Origin of the sequence: Cupriavidus sp. USMAHM13, from assembly GCF_001854285.1 — a bacterium.
Taxonomy (GTDB): Bacteria; Pseudomonadota; Gammaproteobacteria; order Burkholderiales; family Burkholderiaceae; genus Cupriavidus; species Cupriavidus malaysiensis.
In genome coordinates, this window is the sequence record NZ_CP017751.1 from 1,349,032 (window position 1) to 1,365,554 (window position 16,523).

At 71.4% G+C, this 16,523-nt stretch carries 12 protein-coding genes; 5 read left to right on the top strand and 7 right to left on the bottom strand.

From position 1 onward, the window contains the following. The first annotated feature begins 81 nt into the window (after positions 1–81). Genes BKK81_RS05995 through BKK81_RS06005 form a run of 3 tightly spaced genes read left to right on the top strand, consistent with a single transcriptional unit; the run spans position 82 to position 2,826 of the window. A complete protein-coding gene (locus tag BKK81_RS05995; RefSeq protein WP_071011348.1) occupies positions 82–1,443 on the top strand; it encodes an acyclic terpene utilization AtuA family protein in 1,362 nt (453 codons plus the stop codon). A 19-nt stretch (positions 1,444–1,462) separates the two neighbouring features. After that, a complete protein-coding gene (locus tag BKK81_RS06000) occupies positions 1,463–1,783 on the top strand; it encodes a DUF4387 domain-containing protein (protein ID WP_071011350.1) in 321 nt (106 codons plus the stop codon). Positions 1,784–1,821: 38 nt separating this feature from the next. Beyond that, a complete protein-coding gene (locus tag BKK81_RS06005) occupies positions 1,822–2,826 on the top strand; it encodes a tripartite tricarboxylate transporter substrate binding protein (protein ID WP_071011352.1) in 1,005 nt (334 codons plus the stop codon). A gap of 142 nt (positions 2,827–2,968) precedes the next feature. Here the strand turns inward: BKK81_RS06005 and BKK81_RS06010 are convergent, their stop codons facing one another. The 6 genes from BKK81_RS06010 to BKK81_RS35180 all read right to left on the bottom strand — a co-directional run bounded on the left by BKK81_RS06010 (position 2,969) and on the right by BKK81_RS35180 (position 11,325). Then, a complete protein-coding gene (locus BKK81_RS06010) occupies positions 2,969–4,030 on the bottom strand; it encodes an HPP family protein (protein WP_083384202.1) in 1,062 nt (353 codons plus the stop codon). Positions 4,031–4,247: 217 nt separating this feature from the next. After that, positions 4,248–6,572, bottom strand: coding sequence for a S53 family peptidase (locus BKK81_RS06015; protein WP_071011355.1), 2,325 nt, complete (start codon positions 6,570–6,572; stop codon positions 4,248–4,250). After that, positions 6,569–6,979 (bottom strand): hypothetical protein, encoded by a 411-nt coding sequence (locus BKK81_RS06020; protein ID WP_231907981.1) that lies wholly within the window; start codon positions 6,977–6,979, stop codon positions 6,569–6,571. Before BKK81_RS06020 ends, BKK81_RS06015 begins: the two co-directional genes overlap by 4 nt. Before the next feature lie 576 nt (positions 6,980–7,555). Then, positions 7,556–9,223, bottom strand: a complete 1,668-nt coding sequence (locus BKK81_RS06025; protein WP_231907982.1) for a M48 family metalloprotease — start codon at positions 9,221–9,223, stop codon at positions 7,556–7,558. 4 nt (positions 9,224–9,227) lie between these two features. Continuing rightward, positions 9,228–9,626 carry a hypothetical protein gene (locus BKK81_RS06030; protein WP_071011357.1) on the bottom strand — a complete coding sequence of 133 codons (399 nt, stop codon included), beginning with the start codon at positions 9,624–9,626 and terminating at the stop codon, positions 9,228–9,230. Positions 9,627–9,630: 4 nt separating this feature from the next. Next, the gene (locus tag BKK81_RS35180; protein WP_071011359.1) at positions 9,631–11,325 is read right to left on the bottom strand and encodes a CHASE2 domain-containing protein; all 1,695 of its coding nucleotides are present in this window, start codon (positions 11,323–11,325) and stop codon (positions 9,631–9,633) included. A 442-nt stretch (positions 11,326–11,767) separates the two neighbouring features. Here BKK81_RS35180 and BKK81_RS06040 point away from each other — a divergent pair, with 442 nt between their 5' ends. Further along, complete coding sequence (locus tag BKK81_RS06040) at positions 11,768–13,507, top strand: chloride channel protein (protein ID WP_231908031.1); 1,740 nt, start codon at positions 11,768–11,770, stop codon at positions 13,505–13,507. Between the two features lie 10 nt (positions 13,508–13,517). On the opposite strand, the gene BKK81_RS06045 is transcribed toward BKK81_RS06040, so the two are convergent. Then, a complete protein-coding gene (locus tag BKK81_RS06045) occupies positions 13,518–14,504 on the bottom strand; it encodes a YeiH family protein (protein ID WP_071011360.1) in 987 nt (328 codons plus the stop codon). Between the two features lie 581 nt (positions 14,505–15,085). Between BKK81_RS06045 and BKK81_RS06050 the strand changes: the two genes are divergently transcribed. Then, positions 15,086–16,504 (top strand): TolC family protein, encoded by a 1,419-nt coding sequence (locus BKK81_RS06050; RefSeq protein WP_231907983.1) that lies wholly within the window; start codon positions 15,086–15,088, stop codon positions 16,502–16,504. The last annotated feature ends 19 nt before the right edge of the window (positions 16,505–16,523 follow it).

Here is a 16,523-nt window from a genome sequence, read left to right on the forward strand (position 1 = left end):
GTATTTCGCGCCGGCGGATGGCACGGCTTCTGCGTAGGGACAGGCATCCGCGCCAGCCGGCGCTTCTCGGGAGCTTCCTCCATGCAGTCGCTGAAGATCATCTGCCCCAACGGCCACCTCGGCTTTGCGCCGCTGCGCACGGCCAGCTTCGAACTCGGGGTGGCGGCCGGGCCCGACTACATCGCCGCCGATTCAGGCAGCGACGACGTCGGCCCGGTGCCGCTGGGTTCGGACACCTCGACCAGCCCGGAGGCCTGGCAGCGGCATGACCTCGAACAGATGCTGCTGGCCTCGCGCCGGCTGGGGGTGCCGATGATCATCGGCTCGGCCGGCGACACCGGCAGCAACAGCCGCGTCGACCTCTACGTGCGCATCATCCGCGAGCTGGCACAGAAGCACGGGCTCAAGCGCTTCCGCCTGGGCTACTTCTACTCCGAGGTGAACAAGGCCACGCTGCGCGCCGCGCTCGAGCGGGGCCAGGCCATCCGCGGCCTGGACGGCTTCGCCGACCTCACGCGCGCCGAACTCGATGCCACCGACCGCGTGGTCGCCATGGCCGGCGTGCATCCCTATCGCGCGCTGCTGGCGCAGGGCGCGGACGTGATCATCGGCGGGCGCAGCTCGGACGCCGCGCTGTTCGCCGCGCCGGCCCTGCACCACGGCTTCCCGGCCGACCACGCCTACTACCTCGGCAAGGTGCTGGAATGCGCCTCCTTCTGCGCCGAGCCCTATGGCGGCAAGGAGACGGTGATGGGAACCATCTCGCACGATGACGTGCGCGTCACCGCCATGCATCCCGAGCAGCGCTGCACGGTGGCTTCGGTCGCCGGGCACGCCATGTACGAGCGCTCCAATCCCTTCGAGGAATTCGTCGCCGGCGGCCGGCTCGACATGACGCACTGCCGCTACGAACAGGTCGATGCCCGCACCACCCGCATCACCGGCGCGCGCTTCGAGGAGGCCGGCACGGTGCGCGTGAAGCTGGAAGGCGCGGGCAAGGTCGGCGAACGCTACGTCGGCCTGTGCGGCATCCGCGATCCCTACACCATCGCCAACGTCGACCGCGTGATCGCCTGGGCACGCGAGCAGGTGCGCGCGCGCTTCGGCCCCGATGGCTACGCGCTGCACTACAACGTGTACGGGCGCGACGGCGTGATGGGCGAGCTGGAGCCGCTGCGCGACCGGCCCGGCCACGAGCTGTGCGTGATGGTGCAGGGCGTGGCCCCCACCGCCGGGATGGCGGAGGAGGTGGCCATGATCGGCCTGCGCCAGATGTTCTACGCGCGCCTGCCGGACGTGAAGGGCACGGCGGGTTCGGTCTCGTTCCCGCTCGACGAAGTGCTGCGCGCCAGCCCGGCCTACCGCTGGACGCTGAACCACACCATCGAGGTGGCGGATCCGATGGCGCTGTTCCCCACCCACCTGACCGAAGCCGGTATCTGAAGGACCGAGGAAGACCACGATGAGCACCCAGAAACTGCACGAGCTGGCCAAGACCATTCGCAGCAAGAATGCCGGCGTCAACAAGATCACCTTCGATATCATCTTCCGCGATGCCGCCGAGTACGAACGCGTGAAGCGCTCGGGCGTGCTGTCGCGCGAGCGTGTGGCAGCGCTGTACGGCATTGCCGGCGAGCGCATCTCCGACTTCGTCGCCTACGATCCGGCCTTCGCCATCAAGTTCACCATCTACCGCAGCCGGCCCAGCGGCAGCGCCGGCGATGGCGACATCTTCGGCGCGCAGCAGTACGCACCGCTGCTCGACCTCGACATTCCCGCCTGAGCGCGCCGCGCCAGGCCAACCAGATCGAAGAGGTAGCCATGCACAAGAACTCCGCTTTGCAGCGGGTGGCGCGCTTCGCGCAAGGCCTTGCGGCCGCCGGTGCCCTGGCGGGCGCCATCGCGCCGCTGCCGGCGCGCGCCGATACCGCCGCGGCCGTGCCGCCGCTGGTGCGCATCGTGGTGCCGTTCTCGGCCGGAGCCAGCAACGACGTCATCGCGCGCGCGCTCGCCCCCGGCCTGGCGCGCCGCCTGGGCGCCAATGTGATCGTCGAGAACAAGCCTGGCGCGGCTGGCGCCATGGGGGCCGACTTCGTCGCCCGCGCGCCGCGCGACGGCTCCGTGCTGCTGTTGACGTCGTCGACCTTCCTGACCGCGGCGGCCACCCAGCCCAGGTCGCCCTACGACGCCATCGCCGCCTTCGCACCGGTCGCGATGGTGGGCAACGGCCCGCTGTTGCTGGCGGTGTCGGCCGCCAAGCCGTTCCACACGCCGGCCGAGTTGCTGGCCGCGGCCAAGGCGCGCCCGGGCGCCATCACCTATGGCTCGGCGGGCATCGGCTCGCTCGGCCAGATGGCGACCGAACTGCTGAGCGACGCTGCCAAGGTGCGCATGATGCATGTGCCCTACAAGGGCGCCTCCAATGCGCTGCTGGACCTGTCGGCCGGCCAGATCGACGTGATGATCGGCAACTACAGCTCGATGGCGCCGCAGATCCGCTCAGGCAAGGTGCGCGCGCTCGCGGTGACATCGCAGCGCCCCAGTGCCGCCTTCCCCGACCTGCCTGCGCTGGGGGCCACCGTGCCGGGCTACGAGATGGACATCTGGGTCGGCGTGCTGGCACCGGCCGGCACGCCGGCGGCGCTGGTGCAGCGGCTCAATCGCGAGATCAACGACACCGCTGCCTCGAGCGAGATGCGTGCCGTGCTCGATCCCGACGGCGCACTGCCGCAGGCGCTCAGCCCGGCGGACTTCGCTGCGCGCATGAAGCAGGAACTGGCGCAGTGGAAGCGGCTGGCGGTCGAGCACAAGATCGTGGTGGAGTAGTCGGGAGGGGGCAGGGCGCGGGTTCGCTCGCCTTTGCCGCTGGCTGTCTCCCCTCTCCCGCTTGCGGGAGAGGGGCCGGGGGAGAGGGCAGGCATTCGCCACAGCGACACCCCGCACGTCGCCCGCGGCAGCCATGCGGCGCTCAGCGTCCGGCGCCGAGCAGGCTGTCCTTGAGCAGGGCCGCCATCAGGTCCGACTGCGTCACCATGCCCACCACGATGCCGCCGGCGTCCACCACCGGCACGTGATGCAGCCCGCCATCGCAGAAGGCCTGCGCCAGTTCGATCATCGGCTGGTCGGGGCGCGCCGTGAGCACGGCCGGGGTCATGCGGTCGGCCACGCGCTGGCGCGGGCCGGCGGCGTCGCGGCCGAGCAGGTGGTCGGTGGCGCTCAGCATGCCGCGCAGGCGCCGTTGTTCGTCCACCACCGGCAGCGCCTTGATGCGATGGCGGGCCAGCAGGTCCCAGGCGTCCTCCAGCGCCTGCCCCGGCTGCACGGCAACGACATCGCGCGACATGATGTCGGCGCAGCGCAGTTCGCCGAAGCGGCGCCGGTAGGCGTGCTGCTCGGCGGCGATCAGGATGGCTTCGAGGTCGTCTTCCTCGATGTCGAGGAACTCGCCGCGCTCGGCCAGGGCCTGGTCCAGGTCGGCGCGCGTGATGCCGGCGCGCTGCGCGGGCGGCGGGTCGGCGGTGCCGTGTCCCGGCGCCGCTTCGGGCGGGCGGTGCGGATAGCGGCGGCGGGCGAGGTTGTTGAAGACCAGCGCCAGCAATAGCAGCAGCATGGAGTTGACCAGCACCGGCATCACCACGAAGCCGAAGCCGAGCGCGCGCACCGCCGGGCCGCCGAACACCGCGGTGATGGCGACGGCGCCGCTGGGCGGGTGGATGCAGCGCAGCTGGAACATCAGCGCGATGGCCACCGCCACCGCCACGCCCGCGGCCAGGCCGGGGGCCGGAATCCATTGCGCGCAGGCCACGCCCACCAGGGCCGCCACCAGGTTGCCGCCGATGATCGACCACGGCTGCGCCAGCGGGCTCGACGGCACCGCGAACAGCAGCACGGCGGAGGCGCCCATCGGGGCGACGAACCAGGGATTGAAGCCGGCCAGCAGATGCCGGCTGATCCACTCGGTGCAGAACAGCCCGAGCAGCGCGCCGGCGCAGGACTTGATGCGCTCGCGGCGGCTGGCCGCGATCGGCATGGGCAGGAAGGTGCGCAGCCACGCGGCGGTGCGCTGGGGGGCGAGCGGCAGGGAAGTGGAGGGCGGCACGGTACGGCGGGGAGGATCGGGAGAGGGCGTCGGCGAAATATATCAGAAGATGATATAAGTCGCCGGCGCCCGCACCTGCCGCGGCAGGCAGGTGCCCGCACCGCCACCCCGGCCGGCGCGCACGCGGCGCACCGGCCACACGTCAGCGTCAGTTGGCGCTGATGGTCAGCACCAGCGTGCTCTGCGTGCTCAGGCCGGCGGAATCGGTCGCGCTGAGGACCAGCGTGTAGGTCCCGGCCACCGGGTTCGTCCAGTTGAGCAGGATCCCCTGCCCGCTGGCGGCGAAGGTCATGCTGGGCGGCGCGCCCGAAATCCTCACCAGGATGGCGCTCGCGCCCGGGTCCGACACGCCGATCACGCCGCTCAGGGCCCGGCCTGCCACGCCGCGGATCGGCGCCGCGGAGAGCACCGGCCCGATCGGCCTGGTGGAGACCTGCACCGTCAGCACGGCGCTGCCGCTCTTGCCGGTGGTGGTGTCCTTGGCGGTCACCGTCACGCTGTACTTGCCGGCCACCGGCGAGGCCCAGGAGAGCACGCCCGCGCTGCTGATCGTCATGCCGGACGGTGCCCCGCTCAGCGCGAAGGTGACCGGATCCGATGCGCTGAACTGGACCTGGAAGCGCAGCGCGCTGCCCGGCTGGGCCGCGACCGTCGTGGCCTCCACCACGGGCGCCGGGGGCGCGGCGATGCCGATGGTGGCGGTGGCGTGGCCGGCGCTGCCGGTGACCTTGTCGGTCGCCGTCACGGTGACGGCGTAGCTGCCCGCCACCGGCTGAGGCCAGCTGATCAGGCCCGCCGCGCTGACGCTCATGCCCGCCGGCGCATTGGCCAGCGACCAGGTGACCGCGTCCGGCGCGCTCACCGCCATGGTGAAGCTCAGCGCGCTGCCGGCCGTGCCATTCACGGTCACCGGCGTGACCACCGGTGCCGGCGGCTGGGCATTCGCCGTCAACGACGCCAGCAGGCTCGACACATTGGGCGTGCCCAGGCCCGAGGGCTGGTCATAGCCGGTGTGCGCCGCGCAGGTGGCGCAAGCGCCGTCGCTGCCCTGCGTGATGTCGCTGAAGGCCGCGGCATAGGCGCCGGCGTTGGCCCCGACGTTGCCATAGAGCAGCGTCTGCGCCAGGCCCAGCGGCGCCTTGCCGCCTTGCGCGCGCAAGGCGTTGGCGATGGCCGCGATGGCGGCCCACTGGGGCGTGGCGAGGCTGGTGCCGCCGACGCTGTACCAGCTGGCGGTCGACCCTCCCGGCGGGATGACCGCCACGTACTGCCCGGTGTAGGGGTCGGCGTTGAACGCGACGTCGGCGACCGAGCGCATCGACAGCGAGCCGACGCCGGGCACGGCCGGCGTCTGGTACGACGGCACCGTCGTGTACTGGCTGATGCCGCCGCCGGTGCCGCTCCAGACCGATTCCGTGCGGGTGCTGCCGTTCAGCACCAGGTGCGTGCCGCCGACGCCGAGCACGTTCTTCGAGACGGATGGCCACTCCACGCCGGTGCCGCTGTCGCCGGTCGCCGCCATGTAGGTCATGTTGGTGCGCGTGAAGGCCGAGTCGACCGAGCTGGTCCAGCTGCCTTCGGCGGCGCCGAAGCTCATCGAGATCACGCCCGGGCCCATGGCGTTGGCCAGGTTGATGGCGCCCAGCAGGCTGGCGGTGGAGGCGTTCGAGGCCTGGATCAGGATGATGCGGGCGAGCGGGGCGGTGGCATGGACCCACTGCACGTCGAGCGCGATCTCGGTGGCCCAGCCGGAATCGTAGGGCGGAGCGATCGAGGTCATGGCGCCGGAGCTGGTGGCATTGACCACCGAGAACTGGCAACCCCCGGTGCTCGCCGCCGGCAGCGGCAGGGTGGCGCCCGGCGCGATCGCGGTGGTGGTGCAGCCGGGCAGGCCGAATTTCTGGCTGAAGGCGGCGAGCTCGGCGGCGATATTGGGATCGCTCATGGCGTCGACGATGTAGACCGTCTGTCCGGCCCCCATCTGCGCGGCCACGCTCGCGCTCAGGCCGGTCCACGAGGCCGGCAGCGCGGGCAGGCCGTAGCCCGCGCGGATCTGTGCCGGCGTGTAGGTGGTGACCGTGGTCGAGCCGCTCGCCGCCGGGGCCGCTGCCAACGGGTTGGCGGCCAGCGCCTGGGGCGTGAGCCGGGTGGTGGACGTGGCCGCCAGGGCCGCCGGGACGGCCTGCGTCGCGGCCGGCTGCAGCGCGGAAGCGGACGGGGCCAGGCTGTCGAGGTCGGCGGGCGCGGCCAGCACCACCGGCGCAAGCGAGAAGTGCGGCGTCAGCGCCGCGCTGGCGACGTCGGCCGCAAGCGGCGTCAGGGTGATGCTGGTCGACGTGGCGGGGGCCGCGGCATTGCCCGAGCCGTCGGTGCTGCCGCCGCAGGCGGACAGCAGCGCAGGCAGCAGCAGCGGCACCAGGGCGGATATCGGAGCCGGCAGCAGCGGGCGCTTCGGCAGGGCGGGGCGCTTCATGGGCGGACTCCCGCGGGCGGTTGCACCGGAATCACCAGCACCGGCGGCGCGGCATCGGAAGCGGCATGCGCGGGCGCGCGGCGGACCCAGCCCCCCGCACATTGCTGCACCTCGGGGTAGTAGCCTTCCGGCGCCTGGCACCAGAGCTGCTGGGCGGCGGGCGCCTGGGCCTGCACCGCCGGCGGCGGCGCGTCGGCCGCGCAGCCTCCGGCGAGGGCCGCCGCGGCGAGCGCGCTGCCGCCGGCGACGACCGTCTGGCGCCAGCCGAGCCGGGCCAGCGAATGGCTTGCGCTGGTGCCGCTGGCGTCGGGCGCCGGCGTGGTGGCGGGGGAGTGAACCGTGTCGGGGGCGGGAATCGCCTGTTCCGGGGCGGGCGCGATGCCCGCGTCAATCTGGCTGTGCCTCATGGTGTCTCACCGGGTTTGCCATCGAGGTCGATGGCTGGGTCGGCGCGGCACCGGCCGTCCGCAGCGGGCGGCTGCCGGTGTCGTGCGCGGGGAAGATGGCGTGCAGGAAAGCGGGTGCTGCGCAGGTGGCGGGCAATGTGTGGCACCGCCAGGCACGGGATGGCCGGACTCGCATGCAAAACAGGCGTCGCGCGGCATGTGGATTCCTCGTGGTGGTGTGGCCCTGGCGCACGCTAGGGATATCGGCGGGCGGGGCAGGGTCTGTAGGCCTGCGTGCTGGATCGCACCGAGGGCTTCGCTGGGCGTTCGTGAGCTGGATCACCCCGAGGGCTTCGCTGGATGTGGCACCTTGCTGAACCACCCCTCTCCCCCGCCCTCTCCGTGCGGGGAGAGGGAGCCAAGACCTCGTGCTTGGCCGGCGGTGTTGGCGCATCGTTTTGGCTCTATTCAGCGCGAGGGGATTCGCACCGCGCCGGTCTGCTCCCCTCTCCCGCCTGCGGGAGAGGGGCCGGGGGAGAGGGCAGGCGCTGGCTGGCCGCGGCGGCTTCCGCTATCGAATTCCGCCGCAGACTTCCGCTACTTCTTCGTCAACCGGTCCACCAGGCTCTTGGCTTTCTGCTCGTTGCGCCGCTCCTGCTCGGCCTTTTCCGCCGGCGTGAGCGCGGCGGTGTTGCAGCCGTTGGCGTAGGTGGGGAAGCGGCTGGCGCATTGCGCGGCCAGTTGCTTGGCGCGGTTCCAGTCGCCGGCCTGGCCGTAGAAGCGGATCGCATCGGGCCAGGCGGCCGGCGCGTCGTTGAAGTAGGTGAAGCCCTGGTCCATCACCGTCTGCGCCGCGCGGCCCTGGCCGGAGCCGAGCAGGCCGTTGGCGCGTGTCACGTAGACGGTCCAGGCGCGGTCCGGCTCGGATTGCAGGTTGCGGTCGAGCACCATGGCGGCGCGCTGCATCTGCATGCCGTTGCCGCCCGGGCCGATCTCGGCCAGGCTTAGCGTCAGCAGCGGCAGCGCCTGGCGTGCGGTCGGGCCCGAGGCGGCGTCCAGCGCCAGCTTGCGCGCGCGGACGAAATCCTGGGCCTGCAGCGCGCCCTGGGCATCGGCCGCGAGCTGGTAGTTCTTCAGCGTGGCGGCGCTGCGCTTCTGCGCCAGGGCGCGCGTCCACGGCTCCACGCTCGGGCGCGGGCGCGGCTTGCCGGCCATCAGCGGCATCACCTGCGCGGTCAGCGAGTCGAGGCGCGCGCTGGTCGACGGGTGCGACTCGGTGAACTGGCCCCACAGGTCGCGCACGCCGCTGTCCACGCTCTGGAACAGGCCGGCGGTGCCCGATTCGAGCGAGGCCTGCATCTCGCGCATGGCGTGGTTGACGGCGTCGTTGCCCTGCGCGGCGCTCTTCTTGCGCGCGTTGTCGGCGGCGGCCAGCTTGACCTGCTCCAGCACGCGCAGCTTCTGCGCCTCGCGGCGCGCCGCGTTCTGCTGCTCCCAGGTGTCCTGGCGCTCCAGGAAAGCCTTGAAGCCCTGCGTGAAGGAGTAGCCCAGGCGCAGGCTGACGGTGGCGCCGAAGCGGTCGGCGTTCTCCTCCTGCTGGCGGCCCCAGGCCGGCACCAGCACGCCCTTGCCGAGCAGGTAGGAGGCCACCATGCTGTCGCCGATGCCCCAGCCGGTGGCATTGCCGGCCTTCTGCGCCAGCACCATGCCGACCGAGGCCCACAGCGCCATCTTGTCTGCGGTGTTGCTCGCGCCCTCGAGCTGGTGGTAGTCGAGATAGACGTGGCCGTACTCGTGCGACAGGATGGCCACGATCTCGTCTTCCGACTCGGCCGACGACAGCCAGCCGAGCGAGAGGTAGATGTTGCCGGCGCCGGTGCAGTAGGCCTCGAGGTCGTTGGAGGCGGTGATATAGACCGCGCCCGGCCAGTTCGGCACGCCGGCGGCGGTCTTGACCTTGGCCAGCAGGCCGTTGAGGTAGGCCTGCATCTCGGGCATCTCGACCAGGCCATTGCCGCGCGCGCGCTGGTTGCGCACGTCCTGCGCGGCATCGGGCCAGGTGCGGCCGGTGGGCACCGGCGGCAGCTCGCCGGTGGTGACGACGAAGCTGTCGCCGCCCGGCAGCGTGGCGCAGGCGCTGGCCAGCAGTGCCGCGGCACCCGCCAGCGCGGTGGCGCGCAGCAGGCGCGTCCAGCCCCTCATGCGTGCCATGCGTGCCATGCGCGCCATGCGGCCTTGGCGCGCCAGGTTCTTGCCGGCTCGCATGGGCTCAGCGGCAAGCGTTCTCGCCGGCACCCGGGGTGGAGCCGGTGGGGCTGTTATTGGTCTTGCCCTGGGTCACGGTGGCGTCGCAGGCCGCCTTGGCGGCGCGCGCCACGCGCACGGTCATGCCGTCGACCCAGTAGTCGCGGCCGCCCACGCGCACGCGGTAGAAGTCGTCCTTGGCCTCCAGGATGGCCCAGGGCAGGTTGTCGGCGGCCACCGTCTGTGCGGCGTTGGCATCGCCCGGATGCGCATACAGCGGCAGCGGCTTCTGCACGGCGGCGGTGACCTGTCCCAGGGTGGCCGGCGTGGCGGCCTGCGCGGCCTGCATGGCAGTGGCGGACAGGCCGGCCAGCAGCGACAGCGAGGCGGCGGCAAGCGTTTGGCGGAGGGCAAAGCGGCGCATGGTTCTACTCCGAGTGGTGCGATTCAGGAAGCGGCGGCTCGTCCGGGTCTTCGCCCAGGGCGACATCGGTGATCTTGCGGGTCCAGCCCAGCCATTCGGCGGCCAGCGCCATGGCGGCGAGGTCGACCACCGGCAGGGTGCCGATGTCGAGCACGCCTTGCGCCAGCAGGATCACCAGCAGGATCACCGCGGTGGAAAAAACGATGCGGCCGAGCTGGCGCGCCAGGAAGTCGGTCAGGCGGCCGGCGGCCAGCAGCGCCTCGGCCAGCAGGTGCTGCGGCGTCCAGCGGGCATGGCCGCGCGCGATCGCTTCGAGCGCATGGCGGCGGCGCGCCAGCCAGGCACGCGCCGCGCGCCACCAGCGCCGGCCCAGCCAGGCGTGGCGCCGCGCCGGGGCGTCGTTGCCGCCGTGGCCGGCGGACAGCAGGTAGCGCCGGTGCAGCAGCCAGTGCGCCAGGATCACCACCGCCGTGCCCAGCAAGGCCAGGCGCCAGGGCGGCAGCAGTTCCCATTCCAGCGCGCGCTTGTAGCGGGTGCCGTAGGTCAGCAGGTTGTCGAGCGCCATCGCATGCAGGAACACGCCCGGGATGGGGCCATGCACCGGCGAGGCCACCAGGTCGTTGGAGCCGGCCATGGAAGTGCCGATCAGCACGAAGCGACCGTCCAGGCGCTCGCGCAGCGTGCGCTCGTCGGCCTCGCTCGACGGCTTGAGCTGGCGCATGGCCAGCGCGCGGCTGTAGGGGCAGATCGGCTGGTAGGCTTCCTTGCCTTGCCAGAGCGCGCGCAGCGGCGCCGGCAGGACCTCGGCCAGGCCGGAGGAAGGGCGGCACCACTCGGCGTAGCGCGGCAGGTCGCCGTTGCGCACGCCCCAGACCAGGGCCATCGGCTCCTCCTCGCGCGCCAGCCTCAGGCCGCCGGCATCCTCGGCCATCGCCAATGCCGCGCTGCGCGCGGGCTGGCCGGCGCCGTGGCCGGCCTCGCCGCCGGGCGCGGCACCCTTCCCGGCGCCTTCGCCGGCATGGGCGCCGGCGTCGCTACCCGCGTGGCCGCCTTCATGACCTTCCGCCTCGCGCCACAGCGGATAGCTCCACACCAGGCGGTCGATGCGGTCCGCCTCGTAGTCCACGCCCACCAGCTGGAAGCAGGGCGCCTCGCCGGGCGGCGTTTCCAGCCCCGGCCGCAGGGCCAGCTTGCCGTCGGGGCCGGGCAGCGCGGCCAGGAACACCGGCACGCCGCGGTCGCGCAACCGGCACAGTGACTGCACCAGCGCGGGCAGGGTGGCATCGTCGCGCGCCTGGGTGAAGGTGATGTCGAGGAAGATCGCGCGCGGCTTGTAGACCTGCCCCAGCACCGACAGCCAGCGTGCATGGGTGCGGTAGGGCACCGGCCAGCCCTGGCCCAGTTCGGTCAGCGAGGCGTCGTCGATCAGCAGCACGGTGACGTCGTCGCGGTGGGTAGCGGGATAGAAGGCGCCGACCAGCGCGCTCTGCAGGCGCGCGGTGACATGGGTGATGGCGTCGCTGGACGGCACCACCTTGGGAATGCCCCACAGCATCAGGAAGGAGATCACCAGCGCCACCGGCAGCGAGAAGGCGAAGCGCGTGGCGGGTTTGTGCGGAGCGGTCCGGTCCTGGTCGCCGGCTTCCGGCAGGGCGCCGGCGGCGGCCGGCGCGGCGTGGGAGTGGTGCGAACTGGGCACGTGCTTCTTCTTGTGTCTTGTTGCGGCTCCCGCCATGGCGCCGGCGGCCTGGCTCGGGCCGGAGTGCCAAATGTGTCAGAAGCGATATCAATGCGGGCAATGTGCGCCATCATACTATCGCGGACATTACAAATGCTTACATTTGCCGCCGCTGTGGCATGGCGCCGACACCTCGGCGGGCGGCCCCGGCATGTCGCCGCGGTCTGCGCAGATATATCATGACATGATATATTTCGACGCTTCCGGCCGATGCGCCGCGCCTCGGTCCCCAGGGCGGGCGCCGTGCCGCGCCAGCCGGCGCCCTTGCACGACTCCCGCCCTCTCCAGCCGTCCGCACCTAGCCATGTCCTCCCTGCCGCCCCCCGTGCCATCCTCCCCGCCGTCTTACCACCCGCCTGCCGCGCCACCGATCTCCAGGCGCGACTACCACGTCGACCGCCGCATGCTGCTGCTGGCCGGCGTGGCGCTGGGCATCGGCGCCGTCAGCACGCTGGCGGCGGACGTGCTGCTCAAGCTGATCCGCTTCTTCACCAACCTGTTCTTCTTCCAGTCGCTGTCGCTGGCCGAGCGTTCGCCCGCGGGCCACGCGCCGGGCGCCTGGGTGATTGCCGTGCCGGTGCTGGGCGGCCTCATCGTCGGCCTGATGGCGCGCTACGGCAGCGACAGGATCCGCGGCCATGGCATCCCGGAGGCCATCGAGGCGGTGCTGTTCGGCAAGAGCAAGATGTCGCCGCGCGTGGCGGTGCTCAAGCCGCTGGCCTCGGGCATCGTGATCGGCAGCGGCGGCCCCTTCGGCGCCGAAGGGCCGATCATCATGACCGGCGGCTCGATCGCCTCGCTGCTGGCCCAGTACCTGCACCTGACAGCCGCCGAGCGCAAGACGCTGCTGGTGGCCGGCGCCTGTGCCGGCATGACCGCCATCTTCGGCACGCCGGTGGCGGCGGTGCTGCTGGGCGTGGAACTGCTGCTGTTCGAACTGCGCCCGCGCAGCCTGCTGCCGGTGGCGCTCGCCTGCGGCGTGGCCGGCTTCCTGCGGCCCTGGCTGTTCGAGGCGGGGCCGCTGTTCCCGCTGCAGACGGCGCCGGCCACCACGCTGGCGCTGGCCTCCTGCGTGGTGGCCGGCCTGCTGAGCGGCGTGCTCGGTGCGGCGCTCACGCTGGGGCTGTACAAGGTGGAAGATGCCTTCGGCAAGCTGCGCCTGCACTGGATGTGGTGGCCCGCCCTGGGCGGCCTGGCGGTCGGCATCGGCGGCTACTTCGCGCCGCGCGCGCTGGGCGTGGGCTATGACGTCATCGGCGACCTGCTCAACCATCGCCTGCTGCTGGAGGCCGCACTGGCGCTGCTCGCGGTCAAGGCAGTGATCTGGGTGATCGCGCTCGGCTCGGGTACCTCCGGCGGCGTGCTGGCGCCGCTGCTGATGCTCGGCGCCGGCCTCGGCACGGTGCTGTCGCCCTGGCTGCCGGGCGGCTCGCCGCAGCTATGGGCGCTGGTGTGCATGGCGGGGGTGCTGGGCAGCGTGCTGGGCGCGCCGCTCACCGCCATCGTGTTCGCCTTCGGCCTCACGCACGACAGCGAGGCGCTGCTGCCGCTGCTGCTCACCACGGCAGTGGCCTATGGCCTGACGGCGCTGCTGATGAAGCGCTCCATCATGACCGAGAAGATCGCCCGGCGCGGCCTGCACATCTACCGCGAATACAGCGTCGACCCGCTCGCGCGCCAGCATGTGGCGGACCTGATGACGCGCGAGGTGATCTGGATCGACGGGGGCCTGACCCTGGCCCAGGCCGCGCAGGCCTACTTCGGCGAGCACGCCGCGCATCGCGGCTACCCGGTGGTGCAGGACGGCCGCGTGCTGGGCCTGCTGGACCGCGCCCTGCTGCGCGGGCGCGAGCAGGAGGGTACGCCCTGCGCCGCGCTGTTCGCCGGCGCGGCCGCGCCGGCCGTGCTGCTGCCGGAAGAGACGGCGCGCGCGGCGGCGGGGCGCATGGCGGCCCTGGGCGTGGGCCGGCTGGCGGTGGTGGACGATGCGCGGTCGATGCGGCTGGCCGGCATCGTGTCCCTGCGCGACCTGCTGCGCCCGAGCCGGCATCTGTGGCTGGAGGAGACGCAGCGCGAACGGCTGCGCGGCGGGGGTGGCGGCAGTGCCAGCGCCGCGGGCGAGGCGGCGTCGGCGGTGAGCTGAAGCCGCCGGCTCAGATCATCCCCGTCAGGTGCTGCACCAGCAGGCTGCTCACCGCCACGCTGCACCACACCACCAGGCCCAGCAGCAGGGGCTTCCAGCCCGCGCGGCGCAGGCGCTGCACGTCGGTGCCCAGGCCGATGCCGGCCAGGGCCAGCACGATCATGAACGGCGCGAGCTGGCGGATCGCCGCGGTCAGGGCGGGCGGCAGCCATTCATTGACCACCGAGGCCAGCACGAACAGCACGATGAACCAGGGTACGTTCTTGTGCAGCGGCACGGCGGCGCCGCCCCGCCCGCGGCTGAAGAGCAGGCCCAGGACCAGCGTGACGGGCACGATCATCATGGCGCGGGTCAGCTTGACGATGGTGGCGTACTCGCCGGCGAAGTTGTTCCAGGCGTAGGCCGCCGCCACCACCGATGAGGTGTCGTTGATGGCGGTGCCCGCCCACAGGCCGAAGCCGGTGTCGGACATGCCGAAGTGCCGGCCCAGCGCCGGGAAGATCATCACCGCGACGATATTGAACAGGAAGATGGTCGACAGCGCGTAGGCGGTGTCATGGTCGTCGGGACGCAGCACCGGCGTGATGGCCGCGATCGCCGAGCCGCCGCAGATGGCGGTGCCGGCGCCGATCAGGATCTTCAGCTTCTCGGGGATGTGCAGCAGCTTGCCCACCGCCAGCGCCACCGCGAAGGCCACGGCCAGCGTGATCAGGGAGACGGGCAGGGAGGTCAGCCCGGTGCGCACCACCTCATGGATCGGCAGGCTGAAGCCCAGCCCCACGATCGAATACTGCAGCACCTGCTTGGAAGCGAACTGCAGGCCAGGCTGCAGCGCCGCGCCCGGCTGGTAGACGCTGCGGCAGCCCAGGCCCAGCAGCATGGCGATCACCGCCCCGCCCAGCAAGGGGAAGAGATGGCCCAGGAACATGGCAGGAACCGCGATGGCGATCACCAGGGCCAGGCCGGGGGCTTTACCGCTGAGAAGCTTGTTATGCATGGTCGTCGGCTTATGTTCGAATTTTGCATAACGTTATTTGTTTTATGTATAAGGAGACAAACGAATAAAGTTTCTATCTTCTATCTGAAAAATCGATAAGAAGGCTAGAAAAGTCGACTATAGGGCGCTCAGTCGGCGCGATTCGACCATGCCGGGCGGATCAGCGCCTGGGCGTCTGCCATTCGGGAGGGGGAATTCTGCGGAGATGGCGGCGCGGCTGTACGCCGCGGGGGGGGGCTGTGGGTCGGGTCGACGGGTTCCGGCAGGGCCCGCCCAGCGGCCATGCCTCGCCCGGCCGGCGCGCATGGGCATCCGGATCGGCTGGCCGGGGTCCGGTGCGTTGCCAGCGGGCCGCTGCCGGGCCGGCGCGCTGACACGATGCTGACCTGTGCTGGCGCCTGCCTTCGGCACGCATGAGGCGGCCTTACGGTTGACAGGGTAAGTCCTAGTGTGTCGATGTGGCGAGCCGGCCGTTTCTGAAATGCATTTGAAAGCCTTGCTTGCGATAAATGCGCGCGACAAGTCAATAAGAAGGGATACGCGTGTTGAAGCGGATGACGCCCGCCGGCCTCGCGACGGGGATGCTGGCATTGCTGGCCCAGTTCGGCCAGCCGGTTTTTGCTGTGGAGCTGAATGGGGATACCGACCCGGGCGCCGCCATGCGCGCGGGGAAACGCGTGCGCGAAGCCGGCGGCTGGGGCCGCAGCGGCGACAGCGCCGCGCCGGCTTCGGCGGCGGCAGCCGCTCCGGCAAGCGCCGCCGGTGCGCCGGCTGGCGCCGACGGCAGCGTGGCCAAGGGCGTGATCGGCCCCGGCTTCTCGCTGTGGGAACTGACGCAGGAACTGCGCGCCAACAATCCGCAGCTGATCCAGGCGCGCGCGCTGTACCAGGCCGCCAAGGCCCAGGTGCCGCAGATCGCCGCGCCCAACAATCCGCAGGTCGGCTTCATCTGGAACAACCTGCCCAAGAACAGCCCGCTGGCCTTTGCCCGCGCCGAGCAGTTCAGCTACACGCTGACGCAGTCCTTCCCCTTCCCCGGCAAGAAGGCGCTGGCGGCGGAGATCGCCGACACCCAGGCCGAGTCGCTGGACGCGCAGCGCGATGCGCTGTTCCTGCAGCTCTACGCCCAGCTCAGCACCACCTACTTCCAGTCGCTGTCGCAGAAGGCCCAGCTCGAGGTGCTGCAGCTCAACCTGAAGCGGCTCGAACAGGTCAAGCAGGTGGCGCGCATCCGCTATGCCAACAACGCCGCCGGCTACGTCGACTACCTGAACGCGCAGGTGGCGCAGAGCAGCGCGCAGAACGATGCCTTCGCGCTGGAGCGGCAGTACGAGAACGGCCTGAAGTCGATCAACACGCTGATCGGCAAGGCGCCGGCCTTCCCGCTGGAACTGCGCCAGGACAGCAGCGCGACGCGGCTGCCGGCCGCGCCGCTGCCGGAGCTGGAGGAGATGGCGCTGCGCGAGCACCCGGGCGTGCGCGCCTCGCGCTACCTGGTGGAGGCCGCCGAGAAGGGCGTGCGGCTGGCGCGCAAGGCCTACCTGCCGGACTTCCAGGTGATCGGCACCTTCAACGGCAACAATCCGCCGCTGGGCTTCCGGCCGGCCAGCTACGGCATCGAATTCGACATCATCATTCCCCTGTTCTTCTTCACCAAGGAACGCTACGGGGTGGATGAGGCGGTGGCCAACAAGGTGGCCTCCGACGCCAACGAACAATCCGTGCGCCAGCAGACCCTGCTGGGCGTGAACACCGCGCACAACACCCTGCGCCAGGCCGTCAACCAGATGGAGTTCCTGCGCCGCCGGCAGCTTCCCGAGGCGATGGCCGCCTACAAGATGGCCTTCACCAACTACGCCAACAACAACGCCGCTTTCACCGACCTGCTGACGGCCAGCACCGCCTTGAAGAACGCGGAGCTGGCGGTGGCGCAGGCGGAGGCGGACGCGCGCCAGGCGTACTACACGCTGGCGGCGGCGGTGGGCCGGGAATCTCTTTGATGGAATGCAGGATTAGCGG

Excerpts from the sequence above, each read along its gene's own strand:
- BKK81_RS06020 (WP_231907981.1), bottom strand. The coding sequence starts at position 6,979 with ATGAGGCACAGCCAGATTGACGCGGGCATCGCGCCCGCCCCGGAACAG.
- BKK81_RS06045 (WP_071011360.1), bottom strand. The coding sequence starts at position 14,504 with ATGCATAACAAGCTTCTCAGCGGTAAAGCCCCCGGCCTGGCCCTGGTG.
- BKK81_RS06040 (WP_231908031.1), top strand. The coding sequence starts at position 11,768 with ATGCTGCTGCTGGCCGGCGTGGCGCTGGGCATCGGCGCCGTCAGCACG.
- BKK81_RS06050 (WP_231907983.1), top strand. The coding sequence starts at position 15,086 with ATGCTGGCATTGCTGGCCCAGTTCGGCCAGCCGGTTTTTGCTGTGGAG.
- BKK81_RS06015 (WP_071011355.1), bottom strand. The coding sequence starts at position 6,572 with ATGAAGCGCCCCGCCCTGCCGAAGCGCCCGCTGCTGCCGGCTCCGATA.
- BKK81_RS06010 (WP_083384202.1), bottom strand. The coding sequence starts at position 4,030 with ATGCCGATCGCGGCCAGCCGCCGCGAGCGCATCAAGTCCTGCGCCGGC.
- BKK81_RS06030 (WP_071011357.1), bottom strand. The coding sequence starts at position 9,626 with ATGCGCCGCTTTGCCCTCCGCCAAACGCTTGCCGCCGCCTCGCTGTCG.
- BKK81_RS05995 (WP_071011348.1), top strand. The coding sequence starts at position 82 with ATGCAGTCGCTGAAGATCATCTGCCCCAACGGCCACCTCGGCTTTGCG.
- BKK81_RS06025 (WP_231907982.1), bottom strand. The coding sequence starts at position 9,223 with ATGCGAGCCGGCAAGAACCTGGCGCGCCAAGGCCGCATGGCGCGCATG.
- BKK81_RS06000 (WP_071011350.1), top strand. The coding sequence starts at position 1,463 with ATGAGCACCCAGAAACTGCACGAGCTGGCCAAGACCATTCGCAGCAAG.
- BKK81_RS06005 (WP_071011352.1), top strand. The coding sequence starts at position 1,822 with ATGCACAAGAACTCCGCTTTGCAGCGGGTGGCGCGCTTCGCGCAAGGC.